We start from the raw sequence: 23,288 nt of genomic DNA, 5'->3' as shown, positions 1-23,288 counted from the left end.
TATTATTAAAATATAACCTCAAAGAGGAGCTTTCCTTGAAGTATCGTGCCGAAATCGACGGCTTGCGAGCCCTTGCTGTCGTCCCTGTAATTTTATTTCATGCAGGATTTGAATTATTTAAAGGAGGATTCGTTGGTGTTGATGTTTTCTTCGTTATTAGTGGCTTTTTAATAACAACGATTATCATCAATGAAATGGAAGAGGGGAAGTTCAGTCTTGTTAAGTTTTATGAACGGCGGGCGCGGAGAATATTGCCCGCGTTGTTTTTTGTGATTTTGACTTGTATTCCGTTTGCTTGGCTTTTGCTAATGCAAGGAGATATGAAAGACTTTGCTAAAAGCATAATGGCTGTCGCTACTTTCTCCTCTAACATCCTGTTTTGGAGTGAAAGTGGGTACTTTGATAGTTCTGCGGAAATGAAGCCCCTTCTTCATACGTGGAGTTTGGCTGTTGAGGAGCAGTATTACATCATATTTCCTTTGCTTCTGATGTTTACCTGGCGATTTGGGAAAAAAGTAGTTTTAGTTGTGTTGGCTATTGGTTTTCTATCTAGTTTGGGAATGGCCCATTGGGGGGCGTACCACAAACCGACTGCTGCTTTTTATCTATTGCCTACCCGTGGTTGGGAACTTCTGATTGGTGTTTTTTGTGCTTTCTATATGAGACGCGACAGGGGAGTGCAAACTGCTTTTCAGCAGGGCTTCAGTTTGTTGGGCATACTATTAATAGTAGCTCCGTTGTTTTTATTTGACTCTACCACACCGACGCCAAGCCTATATACTCTCGTTCCTACGATAGGTACGGCTTTGGTGATTGTTTTTGCTTCCGAGGGCACTGTTGCGTGGAAAATTTTGAGTCAAAAATTTGTGGTGGCGATTGGGCTTCTTTCGTATAGCGCATACCTGTGGCATCAACCCATTCTGGCTTTCATGAGGCACCGGAAAATAGAGGAAATAACCTCTTTTGAAAGCTGTCTTGCTATAGCACTGACACTGGGGCTTTCGTATTTTTCTTTGAAATATATAGAGAAACCATTTAGAGAAAGAAGATTCCTTCCCTCTTCCCGTTCAATACTGGCTACTTCTTCGTCATTGCTTTTGCTAAGTTTTTTTCTTGCGTTTGGCTGGCAGTCAAGCATCGCGGTTCCTGATGTTTATAAAGATTGGGGCGCGGCTGTAAGGCAGCATCACTGTTTGCTTCAGGGAGATGGTGAAACTAAGCATGATGAAGTTTGTTTTTCTCCAACTCAAGACGTATTGCTATGGGGGGATAGCCATGCCGCCTCTCTTTCTATTGGGTTGAGGGAGATATTAACGGGAAAATCAATTGGGTTTACTCAACTTACACAGTCGGGGTGTCCCCCACTGTTTAATTTGCCTGTGCTGCACCATAGAAAGACATGTAATGATGTTAACTTGAGCGTGCTTGATCACATTCGAAAAAATAAGTATAGGGTTATTGTGTTGCATGCTGCCTGGTTGCACCCAGACTATCCTTTAAGTTCTGAGGAGTTCGAGAGCGTCGTTGTGGATAGTTTTAAATCTATTCAGTCTGCATCGCCTCAGTCGAAAGTTATCGTAATTGGTAATGTTCCTCGTTGGAAGGTTGATGTGTATAAGGTAGTTAGGAAAGGAGAGCTAATTTCTACTCTGGATGGAAAAGTTTATGCTAAAGCAAATACGTTGCCTGAAATAGACTCAGCATTGTCTACGTTATCTACAAGGTTTAGCTTTCGTTATGCGAGCGCGAGGAATGTGCTATGTCAAAAAGACGCTACTTCCGATATGTGTCTTATCGGCTTTTCTGACGCCGCGAAAAAGTTAACAAATGTCGCGTACGTGGACTGGGGGCATGCATCCCGCTCTGGTTCTGAGTATCTTGCTCGTAATTTAATTGGCGATATTTTAAATTAGCAAGTGTCGGCAATATGCGTCAGCTAATTCTGATGAGAATGACGCTATGAATAGTTTTGCAAAGTTGAAAGAGTAATATGCAGGACGGTTTTGATTCGCTTCCCGGTCAGCCGGATGAGGACGAATACTGGATGCGGCGGGCGCTTGGCCTGGCTGCGCAAGCGCTGGCTTATGATGAGGTGCCGGTGGGCGCCATTCTGGTGCGGGACGGTCAGGTGCTGGGGGAAGGGTGGAATCAGCCTATCCGCAGTCACGACCCCACCGCACATGCGGAAATCAGCGCGATTCGTAAAGCCTCCGCGGTAGCGGGGAATTACCGCTTGCCGGGCTCCACGTTGTATGTGACGCTGGAGCCCTGCGTCATGTGTCTCGGCGCGCTGGTGCATGCGCGCGTATCCAGACTGGTGTTTGGCGCCTATGAACACAAAGCCGGCGCCGTATGCAGTAGCAGCCGCCTGCTGGATGAGCATAATTTTAATTGGAAACTGGAATGGAGCGGCGGCGTGCTGGAACAACCTTGTTCGCAACTTCTCAGCGGTTTTTTCCAGCGTCGGCGTTCCGAAGCTAAAGACGAGCGACGGAAGCAGCAGCCATCATCTTAAGAATTCAGCTAACCTCAATGAAAATATTTAAGGATATGCATTAATGAAAGTATTAGTTACAGGCGGAGCCGGCTATATCGGCAGTCACGTAGTGCGTCAACTGGGCGAAGCCGGGCATGACATCGTGGTGTACGACAACCTGTCCACCGGCCACCCCTGGGCTGTCACTTACGGCGAACTGGTGCAGGCGGACCTGGCGGATACAGACGCGCTGGATGCGGTGTTCGAGAAAGGGCGGTTTGAGGCGGTGTTGCACTTCGCCGCGAACATTGTGGTGCCGGAGTCGGTAGAAAATCCACTTAAGTACTACAGCAACAATACCCGTAATACGCTCAATCTGTTGGGCGCGATTCAGAAGCACAAGGTTCCTTACTTGGTGTTCTCTTCCACGGCGGCAGTCTATGGCATGCCGGAGAACACGATGATTACTGAAGAAACCCCATTAATGCCGATTAATCCCTACGGCGCTTCCAAGATGATGAGTGAGCGCATGATTCAGGACCTGGCGTTCGCGACGGACCTGAACTACACCATTCTGCGCTACTTCAATGTAGCGGGCGCTGACCTGGAGAGCCGCATCGGCCAGGCGACGCCGGAAGCGACTCACTTGATTAAAGTGGCTTGTGAGTGCGTGCAGGGCGTCCGCGCAGGTATGAAAGTGTTCGGCACGGACTATGATACCCGCGATGGCACCTGCATCCGTGATTACATTCACGTGGATGACCTGGCCAAGGCGCATGTCATGGCGCTGGACCATATGAAAGCTGGCGGCGGCTCCAATATATTCAACTGTGGCTATGGACGCGGCTTCACAGTGAAAGAAGTGATTGATGTGGTGAAAGCGGAATCCGGAAAAGACTTCCCCGTTGAGGAAGTTGCCCGTCGCGCAGGCGATCCTGACGCGCTGGTGGCGATGAACGATAAGATCAAATCTGTCCTGGGCTGGAAGCCCGATCATGATGATCTGAGCGTCATCGTTAAGTCCGCTTTGAATTGGGAAGCAGTCTGGCAGAAAAAGCAAAAAGAGTCTTGAATCTAAACATTAGGAACTTGTACTGATGAAAATAGCCATCTTCGGCACCGGATACGTAGGCTTGGTGACGGGCGCCTGTCTGGCGGACGTCGGGCATCAGGTGCTCTGCGTTGACGTGGACGAAAAGAAGATCCAGAACCTGAAGAACGGTTTGATTCCAATCTATGAACCAGGGCTTGAGCCCATCGTGAAGCTGAATGTGGAGGCGGGACGCCTGTCATTCACCACAAACGCAGAAGAAGCCGTGGCGTTTGGCGACATACAGTTTATTGCTGTCGGCACTCCGCCGGATGAAGATGGCTCTGCGGATTTGCAATATGTGCTGACAGTGGCGCGTACTATTGGACGTCACATGCAAGATTACAAAGTGGTCGTGGACAAATCCACAGTGCCGGTGGGTACTGGCGATAAAGTTCACGCCGCTATCAGCGCAGAGCTGGCTGGTCGCGGGCTCTCGCTGGAATTTGACGTCGTCTCCAATCCTGAGTTCTTGAAGGAAGGCGATGCGGTGGGCGACTTTATGAAGCCGGATCGCATTGTCGTGGGAGCGCAAAGTGAGCGCGCGGTCAGCCTGATGCGAGAGGCTTACGAGCCATTTAACCGCAATCACGACAGAATGGTGGTGATGGACGTGCGTTCGGCGGAGTTGACTAAGTATGCCGCTAACGCCATGTTGGCCACCAAGATCAGTTTCATGAATGAGATCGCCAATCTGTCGGAGCTGCTTGGTGCGGATATTGAACAGGTGCGTAAAGGCATAGGCTCTGATCCTCGTATCGGGTACCACTTCATTTATCCTGGCTGCGGTTATGGCGGCTCCTGTTTCCCGAAAGACGTCAAGGCGCTCGTGCGCACCGCCAAAGACGTGGCTTACGACGCGAAGCTGCTGTCTTCGGTAGAGTCCGTGAACGACTCCCAAAAGCATGTGTTGTTCCGTAAACTCAGCGAGCACTTCAATGGCAAATTGGCGGGACGCACGTTCGCGCTGTGGGGGTTGGCGTTCAAACCCAATACGGATGATATGCGGGAAGCGTCCAGTCGTGTTTTGATGGAGTCGCTGTGGGCGGCTGGCGCGAAAGTGCAGGCGTTTGACCCGAAAGCGATGGAGGAGACCCAGCGTATTTACTCCGATAAAGACGAACTGATGTTGTGCGGCACCAAAGAGCAGGCCCTGAAAGGCGCGGACGCATTGATTATCTGTACAGAGTGGAAGGAGTTCCGCTCCCCGGATTTCAGCTACATTGTCAGCGCGCTGAAAGAGCCTGTGATTTTCGATGGCCGCAACCTGTATGACCCTGAGCGCGTGCAGCGTAAAGGCATACAGTATTACGGCATTGGTCGTGGGTTAAGTATCAGCAAGGGCGTGGAAGCCTGAATTCAGTTAAAGGAGAAACGCTGTGAGTTTTGAGCTGCACGCGCAGTTGGCGCAAGACACAATAGTGATCGGCGATTTGCCTCTGTGCCGCCTGTTGTTGATGAATGACGGCCAGTACCCCTGGTGCATTCTGGTTCCGAGAGTGGAAGGCGTTCGCGAGGCCTATGAGTTGGACCGCGAGGCGCAAGATCAGTTGACGCGCGAGTCGGCGACAGTCGGCAAGACGCTGATGGCGCTGTTCGATGGACATAAGTTGAATGTAGCGGCTTTGGGCAACATGGTTCCGCAGCTGCATCTTCACCATATCGTTCGCTTTCCCACGGATGCAGCCTGGCCGAAGCCGGTTTGGGGCGTGAGCCCGGCGCAGCCTTATTCAGAGCAGGACGCGCAGGCGCTTAAACAGAAGATTCACGCGGCGCTTAGCCCGCTGATCGCCATCACTGATTGAGTCGCTGAAATCACCCGCCCGGACTGCTTGTCATAGTGGTTCCGGGCTTCTTTTCCGATCAAGGTCGCCTCTCAATACCATACGTAGTTGACTGGACAGTTTTAGCTTCAGTTGCTTTCTTTCCGCCGCATCGGCGTCCAAACCTTCTGAGCCGCAGTTAAACACCAGCACCACCAGTGCATCGGCGACTGCTTTCGGGTCCCGTAATGGCGCGCCGCCATTTTCCCCAAATCGGCTCAAGTCCGCCGCCAGTTCAGTGATGAAATGGTCGGTCTCCGCTTTGATGGCTGTGCGAAAGCGCAAAGAAACGCCGCTTTTTTCCCGCAGCAGCAAACGAAACAGGTTGGCGTTGGAGTTCAGATATTCAAAAAAAGTATCGATGGAAGTTTCCACCAGCCCCCCTTTCTTGGCGACTCTTTTGCGCGCTTGCCGCATTAATCGGCGCAGGGTGATGCCCGCTTCGTCCACCAGAGCCAGGCCAAGTTCCTCCAGGTCATTGAAATGGCGATAAAAAGAGGTAGGAGCGATGCCTGCTTCGCGTGCGACTTCTCTCAGGCTGAGGCTGGCGAAGTTGCGGTCTGGGCCAAGTTGTTGCAGGGCGGCGTTCATTAACGCCTGACGGGTGCGCTCTTTTTGTTGGGCTCTCGTGGTCAATAGAAAAATCCTGGCTGGACGGTAGACAAGCGCCGCACCCAGGACAGGAGTGCGGCTTATTAAAGGCGGGTTAGTATAACTCGTATTTCAGTGGTCTGATGACGGCGTTGAACACATCCACCCATTTTTGTGAGAACTGGCTGCCGGAGCGGCTGTTGATTTCCAGCACTGCTCTGATAAAAGGCCGTTTAAAGCGACTGGAATAGATACGGGGATGAGAAATCGCTTCGAAAGCGTCGGCGATGGCGATGATTTTTGCTCCGTCGCAGATTTCACGGTCCCGCAGTCCGATAGGGTAGCCCTTGCCGCTGACATGCTCATGATGTTGGTCAATAATCCGGCGTGACTCTTGCCACTCAGGCATGTTGATCAACAGGGCGCTACCCACGCCGGTATGTTTATGAATGCTATGGTCCTCGGACTCGGAGAGACTGCTGCTCTTGTGCAGGATATCCAGGGGAAGAAAGGACATGCCTATGTCATGAACCAGAGCGGCGGCGCTAAGCTGAGCGGGGTCCACTGGCTCGCGTGCATGCCGGTTCATTGCCAGAGCCAGTAATAGGACTCGTCGATTTTTACCCAGCCAAAATCGAGATCGCGCTTCGGCTGGCGTAGCGAGACTAAGGAAGAACAGCAGGTCTGCGTTGGTGTGGACATCGTACTTGCGCCACAACGCCAGCAGCTCGGAATAAACGTCATTCGCACTGCGTCCCGCGCTTTGCGCGCTGACTTCCGGGGCGAGTAGCGCCAGAAGCTCCTGCATGGCCTCATTGCGACCGTTCGCGACCGTCTTGGGGAGTTGGCAGAGGAGATCGCTGATTCTGGCGTTCTCCACCATTTGGATGTTTTCGAAACTGCCGCTATCGATAGCGACGGCGCAAACCTGTATGCGCTCCATCGCCAGCAATAGCAAGTCACTGATTTCCGGACGGAAGATCAGTTGCTTGTCGGCAATGCCGGCCATGATGGTGTAAACGCCTTGCATCAATGATCCTAGCTCGATTTCCGCAAATTTTATTTCCTGTGCGATGGCTTCATAATTCGCGCAGAGTCGAGCGATCAGTGAGGCGTCATTGGGTGTGGCTTCCAGCTCTACCAGATTTTTTTCGAAACTTTCACGCAAGTCCGACAGTATGTCTGGCCTGAGAGTGGTTGCAGGAAAATAGGGGAGAGGGGATGGTTGGGCCATATCTTATTACCAGCATGGATACAGTCATACTTTGAAGTATAGCCACAAAATCGGTTATTGCCCGCCGCACGGGCGCAGTTATGCCTCCCGGCGGCGAGTATGGGAACACTGCGCGGGTTACGCAGTGGTGCGCTGCAGGCGGCTCATTTCGTCGTGACAACGCTTCAAGGTTGGATAGATATCCTGCAGTGTGGCCTGAACGCCGGGAGCCTTCACTTCCTCGATGGCGTCGCGGATTTTTTCCAGGGTTTTATCCTCGACTTCTTCCAGCTGCTCAATGTACACGTGTTCTGAATTATCCTTGATAGAGGCAAGGATTTTGGCGTATTGCTCACGCAGAATGCCGCCAAGAGTATGTCCGGTCTCTTTTTCGCCTTTTTCGAAGACGATGTAGGGCTGCAACCGGCCTACCGCGCCTTCGCGAATGGCTGACATGCGCTCAAACACCAAGCGCACCGCATTGCTCTTCACTTTGTCTTTGGCTTCCGTATAGAAGTCAATGCCGTCGTTAAGCACCTTAACCAGATCTCTCAAGCTGTTTGTTTCTGATTTAGTCATCATTGATCTCCTCAGTGTTCCTTATCACTACTTCTTGCGGATTGTCCGCATCTCGATAGTGGTGGAGCAACAGCTGTGCCAAGCTTGGTTTTTCGGTTAACTTATTGAAAATAAATATTTTTTGTGATTAATCTGAGCTTGGGGGTAAATAACAATAAAGAAGTCGTGTAAATAAGAAAAAAGGGAGGCCGGTTTGTTGTGGCTTTTACAAGCCGGCCTGGAGTAAGGAAAAAACAGGAGCCTCAGAGTGAGTTTTTAGCGGGAAGGACAGCTGTGAGTTCGCCCATGGATACGGGCTTCATCAGGTGGCGCCGAAACCCCGCCTCTGCAGAACGGCCTTTGTCTTCCGCGCAGCCGCTCAAAGCGATAAGGTGGGCGTCTGGAAGCCCTTTCTCACGTATTTCTTGAGCTAGCGTGTAGCCGTCGGTATCTGGTAGGTTGAGATCCAAAACGATTGCAGCAGGTTTTACTCGCTCCGCCAGCTCCAGCGCTTCCGCCCCGTTTCCCGCGCAAAACACTCGCCACCCCAGATGTTCCAGCAGAGCGGCGGTCGCGGCGCTGGCGTCGGGGTTATCCTCCACCAGTAATAACGTCGGCGTTTTAACTTGCGGGTGCGACAGATGACGCTCGATCAGGGTGAATAGCTGATTGATGTTGACCGGCTTGCTCAGGTGATCCGTACAGCCACTAGCCAGGCAGCGTTCCCGTTCTCCGCGCATCGTGGCGGCAGTCAGCGCCAGCACTGGGATTTCGTGTCCTCGACGGCGCAGTTCGCGGGTGGCGGAGTGCCCATCCAGCACCGGCATATGCATGTCCATGATGACTAAGTCGATGGGCGTGTCCGACTGAGCTGCATCGGTCACCATACGCACCGCTTCGGCGCCGTTCTCCGCATAGCTGACCTGCGCTCCGGCGTTTTCCACCAAGTGGCCGATAAGGTGGCGAATATCCTGTAGGTCATCGGCTACCAAGATGTGACCCTGCACTCGATGCTTGCGTGTGGCGTGAGCCTGCTCCGCGCCTCCGGTTTCCAGGTCGGGCTGGATGCGCTTAACGCCTCCCAAAGGGCCGGGTTTCACAATGGCGGTGAACTCACTGCCTTTTCCCGGCTGGCTGCTCAGCCGAATATCTCCTCCGAGGCGTTGCGCCAACTGACGACTGATGGCTAACCCCAGCCCAGCGCCCTCACTACGGCGTATGCTATTGGCGTATGCCTGGGTGAATGGCTGGAAAAGGCGTTTCTGGTCGGTTTGATTTATGCCAGGGCCGGTATCAATTACTTTGAACTGGATTTTTTCCTGTTCTTCCTCTTTGATCATCTGCACCCGGACGATGATTTCGCCCTGCTCGGTGAACTTGATGGCGTTGCCGATCAGATTCAGTAAGACCTGGCGCAGGCGGATGGGGTCAGTCTCAATATTTTCCGGCAGAGGCATATCTGCAATGAATCGCAGTTGCAGATTTTTATCCCGCGCGGACACCGCCATCAGAGAATAGAGGTCGGCCAGATATGTCTGTAGGTTAACGCGCACAAACTCCATTTCGAGCTTGCCTGCTTCAATCTTGGAAATATCCAGAATATCGTTGAGCAAGCTTAACAGGTGCTGCCCATTACGCTGGACGATCTGTAAATGAGATAAGTTATCCGGGATGCTGTTCTGGGCGATGAGCAGTTCCGTATAACCGAGAATTGCGGTCAGCGGCGTGCGTAACTCATGACTGAGATGCGCCAGAAACTCGCTTTTGGAGCGGTTTTCCGCCTCCGCCTTCAGTCTCACCAGCCTCTCCGTCTCCATCTCCCTGCGCGCCAACGCATAACGAATGGCCCTCGCCAAATGGGCGGAATTCAGGTCGGATTTCACTAGATAATCCACAGCGCCGCCACGGAGAGCATCGGCGTCGAGGCGGCTGTCATCCTGGCCGGTAAGCATGATGATCGGGCCGTGGAAGCCGAGTTTCGGCGCTTCGCGCAGCAGCTTCAGTCCGTCGTCCGGTCCCAGCCGGTAGTCCATGAGACAGACGTGGTGCTCGTCTCTGGCCAGGGCGGTGCGAGCGACTTCTGCGTTGCAGGCCCAGTCCAGCTCGAACTGAGAGGGCGCAATCTGCTCCAGCAGATCCTTGGCGATGATGTAATCATCTTCGTCGTCTTCCACCAGTAATAACTTTATTGGCGTGGGGAAGCTGGTCTGGTTCTCTGTCATTCGCGCCTTCCGTGCAACTTATTAATATGGCAATGATATTGGCATGTTAATCATCAGGGGCATGGATGCGCCTGCGCGGCGGTCTGCCTGATTAATAATGGTCGTGGCAGGGCAGTTCCACGAATTCGACCCAGTAATGCCCCAGTGCGCGCATGAGATCAACCAGGCCTTCAAATGTCACCGGCTTGGTGATGTATGACGCGGCCCCCAGATCATAGCCGCGCAGCATATCCTGCTCTGCTTTCGATGTGGTGAGAATGACGACCGGCGTGCGTCGCAGCGCCGGGTCCGCCTTAATCTCCGCCAACGCCTCGCGGCCGTCTTTGCGGGGCATGTTCAGGTCCAGAAGTATAATGCCGGGAGTCGGCGAGCTGGCGGGATCTTCAAACTCGCCTTCCCGACGCAGGTACTGCATCAATTCAAGACCATCCTTCACAAATCGAAGTTCATTCAGCACGCGGCTTTCGCGCATGGCTTCCAGTGCAAGCTGTCGATCATCTTCGTCATCATCCGCCATTAAAATGACCAGAGGTCTCTTGGTGTCAGGCATATTGTTCAGGCTCCATTTCAGAAATAGGCGTATGCTGTAGCGGCAGGTTCACAACGAATGTGGCGCCTTGTCCGGGAATACTTTCGGCGTTAATGGCGCCGCTATGGCGTTCAACGATGCGACGGCATACTGCCAGCCCTATGCCGGTTCCTTCATATTCTCCGCGCTGGTGCAGGCGCTGGAAAGGGGTGAAAATCCGGTCTTTGAACTTTTCGTCAAAGCCGATTCCGTTGTCGCTGAAACGGAGCTCGCACCACTCCGTTTCCACGCCTCCTTCCAGCAGAGAATGATGGTAGCGCTTCACACTGATGGTGATTCGCGGCTTCTGTTCAGGAGGAATAAACTTCAATGAGTTGCCAATCAGATTTTGCATGAGCTGGCGCATTTGCGTGGGGTCCGCGTCCAGCGTTGGCAAAGGCGAGGCGTCTATCACAGCGCCGCTTTCATTAATAGTGATCTCCAGATCTTCCAGCACTTCGTCGAGTATTTCGTTCAAATCCACTTGCGTGAAGGGCTGCGCCTTGGTGGAAACCCGGGAAAATGAAAGCAGGTCGTTAATCAGGCGCGACATGCGCTCTGCGGCGGATTGCATGCGCCGAATATAGTCGGCGCCGCTGTCTTCCAGCTTGTCGGCGTATTTTTGTTGCAGGCGGTCGCCAAACGCGCGAATTTTTCTTAACGGCTCTTGCAGGTCATGGGATGCGACAAAGGCGAAATCCTGCAGCTCCCGATTGCTGCGTTCAAGCTCTTTGGAGAAGTGGGTCAGCACGGCTGTGCGTTCGGAGACTTTTTCCTCCAGTCGGTCGTTCTCTGTCTGCAGAATCTCGGTGATGCGTGTGTGCTGGCGGAGATTTCTCTGCAACAGGTAGTAAACAAAGCCAATCAGTCCCAGGCTGGTCAGTGTGGCGGCCACCAGGGTGAAAATAGTTTCCCGCTGATTCAAATAGGACTCATGGCGTCGCTGCGTCAGCAGCGCATATTCTTCGGCCTCCATTTCCTCCACCAGCTTGCTGATGATATCCATGAGGCGCCTGCCTTTGTCCGTGTTCACGATTTCCGTGGCGCTTTCCAGATCGCGGTTCTTACGCAACTGGATGACCTCGCGCATTTCGCTGATCTTGCTCTGGGTGACTTGGCGAAGGCGTAGAAAGCGCTCCTGCTGTCCCGGTATTTCTGAGTTGGTCGCCTGCAGTTGGTTAAGATAGATTTCCAGCGAATTCATGGCGTCATGAAAAGGTTCAAGATAGGCCTCATCGCCAGTGATCAGGTAGCCCCGTTGACCGGTTTCTGCGCCTTGTATGGCGGAGAAGGTGTTCTTGATAATGCCGATCACCTGCAAGGTATGGGAGACGCTGCTCTCGATCTGCACCAACTCGCGCATGGCGCGGTAGGAAGTAAGTCCGTTGACGACCAGCAACAACGACACGGCGGCGAAGGCGAAACGCCAGCGCCGGCTCAGCAATATTGGACTGTGATCCAGAAGTCTGTTAGGCATTATCCGCATCCGTTGCGCTGGCGTTGACCAAGTCGTTGATGCGCGCGCTACAGCGTTTGCATTCTTCCAGTATGCGCTCCACGCACACCAGGATTTCTTCCTTGTCGCGGTTGGTCTGAAGCTGGAGCTTGGCCAGTTCCGCATTCACTGAAATGCTGTTCAACGGATTGCGGAGGTCGTGCGCTAATTTGGCGATATCGGCTTCCTGGGTCATATGGGCGTCCTGTCTCTATTCGCTGGAAATGTCTTATACGGGCGTTTCCGTGTTTTCATTCTCTCCATAGCTGTTCAGGCGGTTATAGAGGGTTTTCAAGCTGATGCCGAGCATGTCCGCCGCGCGGCGCTTGTCGCCATCCAATTGGGCGAGGGTGAGGGTGATAAGCTCGCGCTCCATCTCCTCTATGGTCTTGCCCACCTGCAGTCCGGGGGAGCCTTGTCGCTCGCGGGCGAAAGGCGAGGCGAGATTGTCCGGCAGGCTCAGTTCGGATTGAGCTGGATCAGTCATAATGAACGCGCGATGAATAGCGTGACGCAGCTCGCGCACATTGCCTGGCCAGTCGTAATCCTGCAGTCGTTTAAGGTTGTTCTCCCCCAGCCCGAAAGCGGAGCCATTCTCTTCGTTCAGCTCCTGCAGGAAGCGTCTGGCCAATAGTGGAATATCTTCCCGGCGCTGCCGCAAAGGCGGAATCTGAATGGGGAATACGGCCAGACGGAAGTAGATGTCCTCACGCAGGCATTCGTCTTCCGCCAGCTGTTGTTGGGTGCGGTTGGTGGCTGAAACCACTCGGCAATCCACAGGAATTTCTTCGGCGCCGCCGACTCGGATGACTTTGTTGGTTTCCAGTACTCTCAGCAAAGTTGGCTGCATGTCGATTGGCATCTCAGTGACTTCGTCGAGAAACAGCACGCCGCCTTTGGCTTGTTCGAATAGACCGATTTTTCTGCTGACTGCGCCGGTAAAGGAGCCTTTTTCATGTCCAAACAGTTCGCTGCCGATTAGCTCTCGGGAAAGCGCGCCGCAGTTGGCCGCCACGAATGGCCCTTGAGAGCCCCCGGCGGCATGGATTGCGCGGGCGACCAGTTCTTTGCCGACGCCGCTTTCGCCTTGCAGCAACACGTTGGCTCTGGTTTGAGCGACGCGCTCGATCATCTGATAAAGCTCGCGCATGGCCGGCGATTCGCCAATCAGGCTGTTGAAGTGGCGGGGCGCGTCAACTTCCGACAGCTCCGGGCTGGTCTTTTCGATCAGCGCTTTTATCTGCTCAATATCAATGGGTTTGATCAAATAACTGATGTTGGGGCCGCAGACCGTTTTCACCAGCGATTTTACGGTAGGGTGGCCTGTGACGATCGCGATGTGGCCGGGTTGCTTGCGGGAGCCATTGAGGGCGTCCAGCACGTGCAGGCCGCTTCCATCAGGAAGCATCAGGTCAAGTAATACGATATCGAATTGATTCGCCTGCAGAATAGCGTTGGCTTCAGCGACGCTGGCGGCGGAGCGGGCGTCATGCCCCAGCATTTCAAGGAGTGTCCGCGTGGCTTGTACAAAACCTTCATCGTCGTCCACGAGCAATATGCTTGCCAAGGTGTGTTCCCTCGTGTGATTTTGAGTTCCCGCCGGTTAATATACCAACCGGCTGTATCGGGCGCTACCTGATAGATGGGGCTAAAGTCCCTAGTATCAAGGGATTACAGGTTAGGACTGATTTTGCGAAAAATAATGTTTATAATACAGCGCTTTTTTTGTCCGTCTGCGGTCGCTCCCGCTGTGGAACGACCAATCCTAGGGCGTCTAGAAGCCTTCTAACTTAATATGATTTTTGGTTTTTTCTGGAAAGAGGTCAGAGAAAAATGCCGATTTACGAATACGTTTGTAAATCCTGCGGGTTTGAGAAAGACGTTCTGCAAAGCTTGAGCGAAGCGCCGTTAACCGACTGCCCAAGCTGCGAGAAGCCCGAGTTTAAGAAGAAGATTTCAGCGGCGGGTTTTCGCCTGAAGGGCGGCGGCTGGTATGAGACAGATTTCAAAACCGGCAAGAAGAAAAACTTGGCGGGCGATAGCGGCTCTTCGTCCTCTAGCGCGGGTTCAAGCTCTAAAAGCAGCAGTTCCGCGGACTGATCGGCGCGGCCCTTTTTATACATATCATGCAGCCGGAGTGCGGTCTCCGGCTGAAAATTAACAGACAGTAATCAGAATTTAAGACAGGATCAGGATTATGCGCAGTCATTATTGCGGTGAGGTCAACGAATCTCTTGTAGATCAAGAAGTTACGCTTTGCGGTTGGGTTCACCGCCGTCGCGATCACGGAGGCGTCATCTTTTTGGATCTGCGAGATCGGGATGGTATCGCGCAAGTGGTGTATGACCCTGATACAAATGAAGTTTTCCAGTTGGCTGAGCAGATTCGCGATGAGTTCGTGGTGAAAGTCACGGGCCGCGTGCGCTTAAGACCGGAGGGTAAAGCGAACACTGATATGTCCACCGGAATGGTGGAGGTGTTGGGTAAACAGCTGGAAATTCTAAGCACGGCGAAAACGCCGCCCTTCCAGTTGGACGAATTCGTTCAGGTGGGCGAGGACGTGCGTCTGCGTTATCGTTACATGGACCTGCGCCGTCCGGAAATGCTCAACAAGCTGCGCTTTCGCTCGAAGGTCACCAGCTACATCCGTAACTTCCTTGACGGCAATGGCTTCATGGATGTGGAAACGCCGATTCTGACCCGGGCGACGCCTGAAGGCGCGCGGGATTACCTGGTTCCCAGCCGTACGCATGAGGGCAGTTTCTTCGCCCTGCCGCAGTCTCCTCAGTTGTTCAAACAGTTGCTGATGATGTCCGGCGTAGATCGTTACTACCAAATCGCCAAGTGCTTCCGCGACGAAGACTTGCGCGCAGACCGTCAGCCTGAATTCACACAGGTGGATATCGAAACTTCCTTCCTGAATGAAAACGAGATTATGTCCATCACCGAGCGTCTGGTGCGGGATATGTTCCGTGATCTGCTGGAAGTGGAATTGCCGGAATTTCCGCGCATGCCGTTCTCCGAGGCGATGAACCGTTACGGTAGCGACAAACCTGACCTGCGTATCCCTTTGGAGTTGGTGGATGTGGGCGACCTGCTGACCAACGTGAGCTTCAATGTCTTCAGTGGTCCGGCTAATGATCCGAAGAGCCGGGTTGCGGCATTGCGTCTTCCCAAAGGCGGCGAACTGCTGTCCCGTAAGCAGATCGATGACTATACCAAGTTTGTTGGTATCTACGGCGCCAAAGGCTTGCCTTATATTAAGGTTAACGAAAAGGCCAAAGGTCTGGATGGTCTGCAGTCTCCAATCGTTAAGCACATAGCTGACGCTATCGATCCGCTGCTGGAGCGCGTGGGCGCGGAAGACGGCGACATTATCTTCTTCGGCACAGACAAGACTCGCGTCGTCAACGAAGCGCTGGGCGCTTTGCGAGTGAAGCTGGGCCATGACCTTAACCTGCTGGAGAAACAATGGGCGCCGCTGTGGGTGGTGGACTTCCCCATGTTTGAAGAAGACGGCGAAGGCGGCTGGACCGCTATTCATCACCCATTCACTGCGCCCTCCTGCGCGGTGGAAATGCTGGAGTCCGACCCTGAAAACGCCTTGTCCCGCGCTTATGACATGGTGTTGAACGGCACGGAGTTGGGCGGCGGTTCCGTTCGTATACATGATTCCGACATGCAGGAAACCGTGCTGCGCATTCTGGGCATTGGTCAGGACGAAGCGCGCGAGAAGTTTGGCTTCCTGCTTGATGCGTTGAAGTTCGGCTGTCCGCCTCATGGTGGTTTGGCGTTCGGTCTGGACCGCTTGGTTATGCTGATGACGGGAGCTCAGTCTATCCGTGAAGTGATTGCGTTCCCGAAAACCCAGAGTGCGATGTGCATGATGACCCAGGCGCCGGGCAAAGTAGACCCAAAACAATTGCGTGAACTTAATATCCGTTTGCGCAAAACCGAGCAGCCGGAGTAAGCCGATGCGGCGCCGAAGGCTGAGACTTCGGCGCCAAGCTTGGAAAATCAATTTGTTGAAAGTAAAAGTATTTAGCGGAGAGTAACATGGCGGGGCACAGTAAGTGGGCCAATATCAAGCACCGTAAGGCGTCTCAAGACGCCAAGCGCGGAAAGATATTCACCAAGCTGATCCGGGAAATTACCGTGGCGGCGAAGAATGGAGCATTGCCCGAAGACAACCCAAGGTTGCGCGCGGTCATTGATAAAGCCCTGACCGTGAATATGAAGAAGGACACTATTGAGAAAGCGATTCAGCGCGGCGCTGGCGGCGGCGATGACTCTAATTTTGACGAGCTGACCTACGAAGGTTACGGTCCTGGCGGCGTGGCTGTGTATGTTGAAGTCATGACTGACAACCGTAATCGCACCGTGGCGGAAGTGCGTCATGCATTCAGCAAGCATGGCGGCAACCTGGGCACAGATGGCTCCGTTGCATACTTGTTCAGCAAGACCGGCGTGATTCTATTTGCGCCAGACGTTGATGAAGATGCAGTCATGGAGGCGGCTCTGGAAGCGGGCGCTCAGGATGTCATCGCCAATGATGACGGCTCCGTGGAAGTGCAAACCTCTGCTGAAGATTTTATGGCCGTCAAAGACGCGCTGATGGCGGCGGGTCTGACGCCGGAGTCGGCGGATGTCTCCATGGTGCCGGCGACGATGGCGCCTTTGGATGTGGAAAACGGCGAAAAGGTCATGAAGCTCATCGAAATGCTGGAAGATCTGGATGACGTGCAGAATGTCTACAGTAATGCGGACATTCCTGATGAAGTACTGGAGAGCATGGGCGGTTAATTCGCGGCAGGCTTGATACAAGCTTCTCCTGAAAGGCGGCGTCAGCCGCCTTTTTTGTTGGCGCTGGCGCAATTTATTGTAGGCTTGCGTAATCTGGGCGGCTTATATAGAAATAAAACGGTTCTGACGGGCTAAGTGGCCAATTTATGTTGAAAGTGTTAGGTATAGATCCCGGTTCACGATTTACAGGGTATGGTGTGGTGGAGTGGGGCGGCGGCAAGCCGCGCTATGTCGCTAGCGGTTGTATCCGCGTCACCGGGGAGACACTGGCGGAGCGTTTGCGCTGTATTTACCTGGGGGTGACTCAGGTCGTCAGCATGTATGCGCCTGATGAGGCGGCGATCGAACAGGTGTTTATGGCTCGTAACGCGGATTCCGCCTTGAAACTGGGGCAGGCGCGAGGTGTGGCGATTCTGGCCATGGCGGAGCAGGGGTTGCAGGTGGCTGAGTACTCCGCCAAAAAGGTAAAGCAATCTGTCGTAGGTAAAGGGAATGCGGAAAAGTGGCAGGTGCAACATATGATGCAGGCGATGTTGGACTTACAGGCCAAGCCGCAGGCGGACGCGGCGGATGCATTGGCGATCGCTGTCTGTCATCTGCATACCCAGCAAAGCTTGATGCGTATTGGTTCGGTGTCAAGTAGTCGTCGCGGCCGGATGCGGTAGGCGTCTTTTGTTGTGTATTGGTCAATTGTTGGCCGCTTATGTCTGCATGTTAGGACTTTTATCGAGCTGCGCTCATTGAATATTTAGCTTATATATAAAGAAGAGGTTCCCCTTGATCGGAAGACTGGTTGGTAAGCTGGCGGAGAATCACCCACCCTTTGTGTTGTTGGACGTGAATGGCGTGGGATACGAAGTGGAGGTGCCTTTGTCTGCATTGGGCTATTTGCCCAAGTTGGGAGAATCCTGCTCTCTGTTCACCCATTTCGTCGTGCGTGAAGACGCGCAACTGTTATATGGATTTATCCGCCGCGAAGATCGCGAATTGTTTCGTCTGTTGCTGAAAGTCAATGGCGTGGGGCCAAAAATGGCGGTGGCGATTTTGTCTCACATGTCTCCGAACGAGTTTGTCGAGTGTGTCCGCGGCGATAATCTGACCCGTCTCACCAAGATGCCAGGCGTGGGTAAAAAGACCGCTGAAAGGCTGCTGATTGAAATGCGCGACCGGATCAAGGATTGGGGCGCAGGAGATCGTGAAACGGCGACGCCGGAGTTGCTGAGTCAGGCTGTGGGCGGGCATTCTCATTTGGAAGAAGCGGAAGCCGCTCTGCTGGCTTTGGGGTATAAACCGCAGGAAGCCAGTCGCGCGATTAATGCGGTTAATAAAGATGGTATGGGGCGGGATGAGCTGATCCGTCTGGCCTTGAAGGGGATGGTAAAAACCAAGTAGCCAAGCTATGATGCCCCCAACGTTTGACGCCAATAAAGACCTCAAAAATACCCCATGATCGAAGCAGATCGCATAATCTCGCCAAACGCCACTCTGCAGGAAGATTCCCAAGATCGAGCCATACGCCCTAAGAGGTTGGAAGACTACGTCGGCCAGCCTCAGGTGCGTGAGCAAATGGAGATCTTCATCAATGCTGCGCGTGGGCGTCAGGAAGCATTAGACCATACTTTGATATTCGGTCCTCCTGGGCTGGGTAAAACTACGCTGGCCAATATCATCGCCAATGAAATGGACGTTTCCATCAAAACCACTTCAGGTCCTGTTCTGGAAAAGGCTGGCGATCTTGCCGCGCTGCTGACGAACCTTGAGCCGAAGGACGTGCTGTTCATCGATGAAATTCATCGGCTCAGTGCGGCGGTTGAGGAAGTGTTATACCCGGCGATGGAAGACTATCAGTTGGACATCATGATCGGGGAAGGGCCGGCGGCGCGTTCCATCAAGCTGGATTTACCTCCGTTTACCCTGGTGGGCGCCACCACTCGCGCGGGGCTGCTGACCTCGCCGTTGCGAGACCGCTTCGGAATAGTGCAGCGATTGGAGTTTTACTCTGTTGAGGACTTGCGCCATATCGTTGCTCGCTCGGCTAGTCTGCTCGGCGTTTCTATTGATGACGGCGGCGCGCATGAAATCGCCAGACGCTCGAGGGGAACGCCTCGTATCGCTAACCGCTTGTTGCGGCGGGTGCGCGATTACGCTGAAGTAAAAGCGGACGGCGCCATCACCAATGAGGTAGCGGACAAAGCTCTTAACATGCTGAATGTGGATCTGCACGGCTTTGATCACATGGATCGTCGTTTATTGCTGGCCGTGATGGAGAAGTTCGATGGCGGCCCGGTTGGAGTGGAAAGTCTGGCCGCCGCTATCGGTGAAGAGAAAGGCACTATCGAGGATGTGGTCGAGCCATATCTGATTCAGCAGGGTTTCCTAATGCGCACACCGCGCGGCAGAGTGGCGACTCAGGCGGCGTACAATCACTTCGGATTGACCATGCCGGAGTAGTGATGACAAGGCTTTTGGCGAAATTTTATTAAGGGAATTTAATGACTTCCGGCTCGTTTGTGTGGCCCGTTCGAGTATATATTGAAGACACTGACGCTGGCGGTATCGTTTTTTACGCCAATTATCTGCGTTTTATGGAAAGAGCTCGCACCGAGTTCATCCGGTCTCTTGGGTTCCCCAGGCTGGAGACGGTGGATCTTGACGCCCAGTTCGTCGTGCATAGTCTTGCGCTGCAATATCACAGCCCTGCACGACTGGATGACGAAGTGGCGGTGAGCGCCAACATTGTCAAACTGGGGCGCACCTACATGGAATTTGAGCAGAACATCACTCGAGGCGATAAGGCGGAACTGCTGGTCTCGGGTAGAGTCAAAGTCGCCTGCATCGATAAAGTCAGCTTTAAGCCCAGGTCAATCCCAGGAAATTTGGCCTCGGCGCTGCAAACAGGTATAAACGTTTAGTTTTTGCGGCTCCGCTATGAAAGGTGGCGGCCCGCCCACGATAAAAACAGCAATAGGAGTCCTATAAGTGGAGGATAAACTTTCAATTTGGGCGCTGATCAGCAACGCCAGCTTTTTGGTGCAGATTGTCATGCTGATCCTGCTCGCAGCCTCGATTGTCTCCTGGATGATTATCTTCCAGCGCGCCAGAATTTTTGGCCTGGCTCGCAGGGCGACCACCAAATTTGAAGAGCGTTTCTGGTCTGGTATGGATCTCAATCAGCTCTACCGCGAATCCAGCGCCGCACCAAACCCCAATAGCGGCATGGAGCAGATTTTCCGCTCCGGTTTCAAAGAGTTTTCTCGTTTACGTCAGCAAGCCGGCGTTGATCCTGATGCGGTGATGGAAGGCACGCAGCGTTCCATGCGCGTCGCTATGTCCAGAGAGATGGATCGGCTTGAAGCGCACTTGCCGTTTTTGGCTACAGTGGGTTCAACGACTCCCTACATTGGGCTGTTCGGCACAGTATGGGGAATTATGAATTCCTTTCGCGGGTTGGCGCACCTTCAGCAAGCCACCATTTCCACGGTGGCTCCAGGTATTTCTGAGGCGCTGATCGCGACGGCAATGGGGCTCTTCGCCGCTATTCCGGCGGTAATCGCTTACAACCGGTACTCGGCCAGAAGCGAGAGTCTCGCCAATTCCTTTCAGACTTTTGCGGAAGAGTTTTCCAGCATCCTGCATCGCAGAGTTCACGCAAAGTCCTCTTAAAAGGAGAACCAATCCTTGGATTTTACCCGCGTAAAGAAAAAGCAGATGGCGGAAATCAACGTCGTTCCCTATATCGACGTCATGCTGGTGTTGCTGGTCATTTTTATGATCACTGCGCCCATGTTGATGCAGGGAGTGAATGTGGATTTGCCGCAGACGGAGTCGGAAGCGTTGCAGATCTCGCCCGAGACGCCGCCTCTAGTGGTGTCGGTGGATGCATTTGGCGCCTATTTTGTTGAAGTCGGCGACGATCGCTCCAAGCCCATGCCGCTGGATGATGTGGTGAAACGGGTAAGTCTGGTGCGGGAGACCAACAAGGCGGTAATGGTCCTGGTGCGAGGCGATCGTAACGTACCTTACGGAACGATAGTGGGGCTGATGGCGGCGTTGAAGGACGCCGGCGTGGCGAACGTCGGGCTGATTACAGAGAAGCCTTAAGCTGTTATGGGTGAAAGATAAGCTGTGAAGGATAGCTCCGGTAATCAACCAAAAAGCGGATACATCGGTCCGGCGCTGTTTTCCGTCATCTTGCACGTGGGTATTGCGGGGCTCGCGTTTCTGGGCTGGTCTGCGCATACGCCGCCAACTCCCGTTATTCCTCATATGCAGGCGGTGGTGATTGACGCTGATGCGTTGAAACAAATGACTAAGCCTGAGCCTAGGCCCGCGGTCAAAAAAGAAGAGCCGAAGCGGGAAGAAGAGCAGCAAAAGAAGCGGCAGGAACAGGAAAAGCAACGTCAGGAAGAGTTGAAGCGGCAAGAGCAGGCGAAGCAGGAAGCTGAGCGTAAGGCTGCAGCGGAAAAAAAGCGTGAACAAGAAGCGATTGCGCTGAAGAAAAAGCAGGAGGAAGAGCGCAAGAAGAAAGAGGAAGAAAAGCGCCAGGTAGAGGAAAAGCGTAAGGCCGAAGAGAAAAAACAGGCGGAAGAAGAGCGTAAAAAGAAAGAAGCTGAACGTAAGAAAAAAGAGGAAGAGAAGCGTCTGGCTGAGCAAAAGCAAAAAGAGCTTGAGCGTCAGATGAAGGAAGCGCGCGAGAAGAAGCGCCAGGAAGAATTGAAAAAAGCAGAAGAGCTGAAGATGGCTCAGGAAGCGGCGGAGTACGAGCGTCGCTTGCAGGAGCAGCTCGAGGCGGAGAGCGCCGCTCAGCGGCAACAGCGCGAACTAACGGAAGTTGAGAAGTACAGAGCGCTGATATATTCAGCCGTGACTCAGGCTTGGCTGCAGCCCCCAGGAGAAATTAAAGGTTTAAAAGCAGAACTGCAGTTGCAATTGTTGCCGACAGGGGAGCTCTTGTCCGTGAAAGTTGTAAAGTCCAGCGGTAACAGTGCTTTTGATCAGTCGGCGATCAGCGCCGCCAATGCAGTAAGAAAATATTCTGTGCCTTCTGATCCCGGTTTATTTAATCGGGAATTTAGAAACGTAACCTTTATTTTTAATCCCAAATAAAAATCACTGCCTATTTGTAAGTGTTCCAATGAAAAAACAAATTTTTTTTACACTGATTTTATTGATAAGCGGGCTGGCGCGAGCTGACCTGGTTATTGAAATTGATAAAGGAAGCCGGGCTGCCATACCCGTAGCGGTGGTCCCGTTCGCCAATGAGTCAGGGCAACCGCTGGCGGAAGATATCGGGCAAATTTTTACTGAGGATTTAAAGCGTTCCGGAGATATAGAACCTTTGGATCGCACCAAAATGGTAAGTATTCCCAGTAAAGCTGAGGAAATTTATTTTCGCGATTGGGGGTTGCTGGGACAGCGTTACCTGTTGGTTGGCGGAGTGCAATACGATGCGCCATCGCAAGTCTATAAGGTGCGATATGAGCTCTATAACGTTCAGTCGCAACAGCGCGTAATCGGTAAAATCATCAGTGGGAAAAGTGAGAAGCTGAGAGATATGGGGCACGCCATTGCGGATGCCGTATACGAAGCGGTGACAGGGATTCGCGGCGTGTTTTCCACGCGTATCGCCTACGTCACTCTGGAGAAGAGCGGCGCTAAGAATATTTACAGGTTGGAAGTGGCGGACGCCGATGGCCGTCGTTCGACGGAGCTTCTGAAAAGATCCATGCCCATCATTTCACCGGCTTGGTCCCCTGATGGGAAAAAACTGGCTTATGTTTCTTTTGAATCCCAGCGTCCAGCTATTTATGTGCAGGATGTCGACACTGGTACACGCACGCAGGTCACCTCCTTTAAGGGGTTGAACAGCGCGCCCACCTGGTCTCCCGATGGAACTAAATTGGCGGTGACGTTGTCGAAAGACGGCAACGCCGAACTTTATGTGTTGGATCTGCGTAATAACTCCCTCAAGCGACTGACCAATCACTGGGCGATCGATACCGAGGCTTCCTGGTCTCCAGACGGCAGAACTATTGCGTTTACTTCGGATCGCGGCGGCGGCCCGCAAATCTACTTGGTGGATGCTTCTGGAGGTTCTCCCCGCAGGCTGACTTTCGAAGGGCGCTATAATTCACGTCCTCGTTTTAGCGTTGACGGCAAGAAGGTCTATTATGTTCATCAACGTGACGGTTCATTCAATGTGGCGTCACTGGATTTGGAGTCAGGACAGGATCAGATTTTGACGCAAACCGAAATGGATGAATCTCCAAGTGTCGCGCCCAATGGAAGTATGATAATTTATGCAACCCAGAAAAACGGTAAGGGCGTATTGGCGGTTGTAGGAGTGAACTCCGGATCGAAGTATACCCTGCCGGCCCAGTTTGGCGACGTGCGGGAACCGGCCTGGTCCCCGTATATTTCAAGATAAAACAAGCTAAGTATGTAAGGAA

General features: G+C 53.1%; 24 protein-coding genes. 16 read left to right on the top strand and 8 right to left on the bottom strand.

Features of this window, described 5'->3' with window-relative positions:
- Positions 1–35: 35 nt before the first annotated feature.
- The 5 genes from HCH_RS22175 to HCH_RS22155 all read left to right on the top strand — a co-directional run bounded on the left by HCH_RS22175 (position 36) and on the right by HCH_RS22155 (position 5,371).
- Positions 36–1,913 (top strand): acyltransferase family protein, encoded by a 1,878-nt coding sequence (locus tag HCH_RS22175; protein WP_011398695.1) that lies wholly within the window; start codon positions 36–38, stop codon positions 1,911–1,913.
- A gap of 77 nt (positions 1,914–1,990) precedes the next feature.
- Complete coding sequence (tadA, locus tag HCH_RS22170; RefSeq protein WP_049781057.1) at positions 1,991–2,515, top strand: tRNA adenosine(34) deaminase TadA; 525 nt, start codon at positions 1,991–1,993, stop codon at positions 2,513–2,515.
- Positions 2,516–2,558: 43 nt separating this feature from the next.
- The gene (gene galE / locus HCH_RS22165; protein WP_011398693.1) at positions 2,559–3,548 is read left to right on the top strand and encodes a UDP-glucose 4-epimerase GalE; all 990 of its coding nucleotides are present in this window, start codon (positions 2,559–2,561) and stop codon (positions 3,546–3,548) included.
- Positions 3,549–3,573: 25 nt separating this feature from the next.
- Complete coding sequence (locus tag HCH_RS22160; RefSeq protein ID WP_011398692.1) at positions 3,574–4,923, top strand: UDP-glucose dehydrogenase family protein; 1,350 nt, start codon at positions 3,574–3,576, stop codon at positions 4,921–4,923.
- Between the two features lie 22 nt (positions 4,924–4,945).
- On the top strand, positions 4,946–5,371 hold the full coding sequence (locus HCH_RS22155) for an HIT domain-containing protein (RefSeq protein WP_011398691.1): 426 nt from the start codon (positions 4,946–4,948) through the stop codon (positions 5,369–5,371).
- Between the two features lie 30 nt (positions 5,372–5,401).
- Here HCH_RS22155 and fabR read toward each other — a convergent pair whose 3' ends face one another.
- The 8 genes from fabR to HCH_RS22115 form a co-directional block, all read right to left on the bottom strand.
- Positions 5,402–6,025 (bottom strand): HTH-type transcriptional repressor FabR, encoded by a 624-nt coding sequence (fabR, locus tag HCH_RS22150; protein WP_011398690.1) that lies wholly within the window; start codon positions 6,023–6,025, stop codon positions 5,402–5,404.
- A 70-nt stretch (positions 6,026–6,095) separates the two neighbouring features.
- Positions 6,096–7,214, bottom strand: a complete 1,119-nt coding sequence (locus tag HCH_RS32660) for an HD-GYP domain-containing protein (RefSeq protein ID WP_011398689.1) — start codon at positions 7,212–7,214, stop codon at positions 6,096–6,098.
- Positions 7,215–7,331: 117 nt separating this feature from the next.
- Positions 7,332–7,772 carry a ferritin-like domain-containing protein gene (locus HCH_RS22140; RefSeq protein ID WP_041599848.1) on the bottom strand — a complete coding sequence of 147 codons (441 nt, stop codon included), beginning with the start codon at positions 7,770–7,772 and terminating at the stop codon, positions 7,332–7,334.
- A gap of 242 nt (positions 7,773–8,014) precedes the next feature.
- The gene (locus tag HCH_RS22135; RefSeq protein WP_011398687.1) at positions 8,015–9,973 is read right to left on the bottom strand and encodes a response regulator; all 1,959 of its coding nucleotides are present in this window, start codon (positions 9,971–9,973) and stop codon (positions 8,015–8,017) included.
- A gap of 91 nt (positions 9,974–10,064) precedes the next feature.
- Positions 10,065–10,523, bottom strand: a complete 459-nt coding sequence (locus HCH_RS22130) for a response regulator (RefSeq protein WP_011398686.1) — start codon at positions 10,521–10,523, stop codon at positions 10,065–10,067.
- Positions 10,516–12,018, bottom strand: coding sequence for a sensor histidine kinase (locus HCH_RS22125; protein ID WP_011398685.1), 1,503 nt, complete (start codon positions 12,016–12,018; stop codon positions 10,516–10,518). The genes HCH_RS22130 and HCH_RS22125 overlap by 8 nt, the downstream gene beginning before the upstream one ends.
- Positions 12,011–12,232, bottom strand: a complete 222-nt coding sequence (locus HCH_RS22120) for a histidine kinase dimerization/phospho-acceptor domain-containing protein (protein ID WP_011398684.1) — start codon at positions 12,230–12,232, stop codon at positions 12,011–12,013. The genes HCH_RS22125 and HCH_RS22120 overlap by 8 nt, the downstream gene beginning before the upstream one ends.
- Positions 12,233–12,265: 33 nt before the next feature.
- The gene (locus HCH_RS22115; protein WP_011398683.1) at positions 12,266–13,603 is read right to left on the bottom strand and encodes a sigma-54-dependent transcriptional regulator; all 1,338 of its coding nucleotides are present in this window, start codon (positions 13,601–13,603) and stop codon (positions 12,266–12,268) included.
- Positions 13,604–13,869: 266 nt separating this feature from the next.
- Between HCH_RS22115 and HCH_RS22110 the strand changes: the two genes are divergently transcribed.
- The 11 genes from HCH_RS22110 to tolB all read left to right on the top strand — a co-directional run bounded on the left by HCH_RS22110 (position 13,870) and on the right by tolB (position 23,266).
- Entirely contained in the window at positions 13,870–14,136 is a 267-nt protein-coding gene (locus tag HCH_RS22110; protein WP_011398682.1) for an FmdB family zinc ribbon protein, read from the top strand.
- Between the two features lie 97 nt (positions 14,137–14,233).
- Positions 14,234–16,006: an aspartate--tRNA ligase gene (gene aspS, locus HCH_RS22105; RefSeq protein ID WP_011398681.1), complete on the top strand. Its 1,773-nt coding sequence runs from the start codon at positions 14,234–14,236 to the stop codon at positions 16,004–16,006.
- An 86-nt stretch (positions 16,007–16,092) separates the two neighbouring features.
- Positions 16,093–16,839 carry a YebC/PmpR family DNA-binding transcriptional regulator gene (locus HCH_RS22100; RefSeq protein ID WP_011398680.1) on the top strand — a complete coding sequence of 249 codons (747 nt, stop codon included), beginning with the start codon at positions 16,093–16,095 and terminating at the stop codon, positions 16,837–16,839.
- A gap of 146 nt (positions 16,840–16,985) precedes the next feature.
- Positions 16,986–17,504 carry a crossover junction endodeoxyribonuclease RuvC gene (gene ruvC / locus HCH_RS22095; protein ID WP_011398678.1) on the top strand — a complete coding sequence of 173 codons (519 nt, stop codon included), beginning with the start codon at positions 16,986–16,988 and terminating at the stop codon, positions 17,502–17,504.
- 112 nt (positions 17,505–17,616) lie between these two features.
- The gene (ruvA, locus tag HCH_RS22090) at positions 17,617–18,231 is read left to right on the top strand and encodes a Holliday junction branch migration protein RuvA (RefSeq protein WP_011398677.1); all 615 of its coding nucleotides are present in this window, start codon (positions 17,617–17,619) and stop codon (positions 18,229–18,231) included.
- Positions 18,232–18,285: 54 nt separating this feature from the next.
- Positions 18,286–19,290 carry a Holliday junction branch migration DNA helicase RuvB gene (gene ruvB, locus HCH_RS22085; protein ID WP_011398676.1) on the top strand — a complete coding sequence of 335 codons (1,005 nt, stop codon included), beginning with the start codon at positions 18,286–18,288 and terminating at the stop codon, positions 19,288–19,290.
- A 41-nt stretch (positions 19,291–19,331) separates the two neighbouring features.
- Positions 19,332–19,751: a tol-pal system-associated acyl-CoA thioesterase gene (gene ybgC / locus HCH_RS22080; RefSeq protein ID WP_011398675.1), complete on the top strand. Its 420-nt coding sequence runs from the start codon at positions 19,332–19,334 to the stop codon at positions 19,749–19,751.
- A gap of 67 nt (positions 19,752–19,818) precedes the next feature.
- Positions 19,819–20,502 (top strand): protein TolQ, encoded by a 684-nt coding sequence (gene tolQ, locus HCH_RS22075; protein WP_011398674.1) that lies wholly within the window; start codon positions 19,819–19,821, stop codon positions 20,500–20,502.
- Between the two features lie 15 nt (positions 20,503–20,517).
- Positions 20,518–20,940, top strand: a complete 423-nt coding sequence (tolR, locus tag HCH_RS22070; protein WP_011398673.1) for a protein TolR — start codon at positions 20,518–20,520, stop codon at positions 20,938–20,940.
- 24 nt (positions 20,941–20,964) lie between these two features.
- Positions 20,965–21,945 carry a cell envelope integrity protein TolA gene (gene tolA / locus HCH_RS22065; protein WP_011398672.1) on the top strand — a complete coding sequence of 327 codons (981 nt, stop codon included), beginning with the start codon at positions 20,965–20,967 and terminating at the stop codon, positions 21,943–21,945.
- Positions 21,946–21,973: 28 nt separating this feature from the next.
- The gene (gene tolB / locus HCH_RS22060; protein WP_011398671.1) at positions 21,974–23,266 is read left to right on the top strand and encodes a Tol-Pal system beta propeller repeat protein TolB; all 1,293 of its coding nucleotides are present in this window, start codon (positions 21,974–21,976) and stop codon (positions 23,264–23,266) included.
- The last annotated feature ends 22 nt before the right edge of the window (positions 23,267–23,288 follow it).

It is taken from the genome of Hahella chejuensis KCTC 2396, assembly GCF_000012985.1.
Taxonomy (GTDB): Bacteria; Pseudomonadota; Gammaproteobacteria; order Pseudomonadales; family Oleiphilaceae; genus Hahella; species Hahella chejuensis.
The sequence above is the reverse complement of the archived record's forward strand: the minus strand, read 5'-3'. Positions and strand labels throughout refer to the sequence as shown.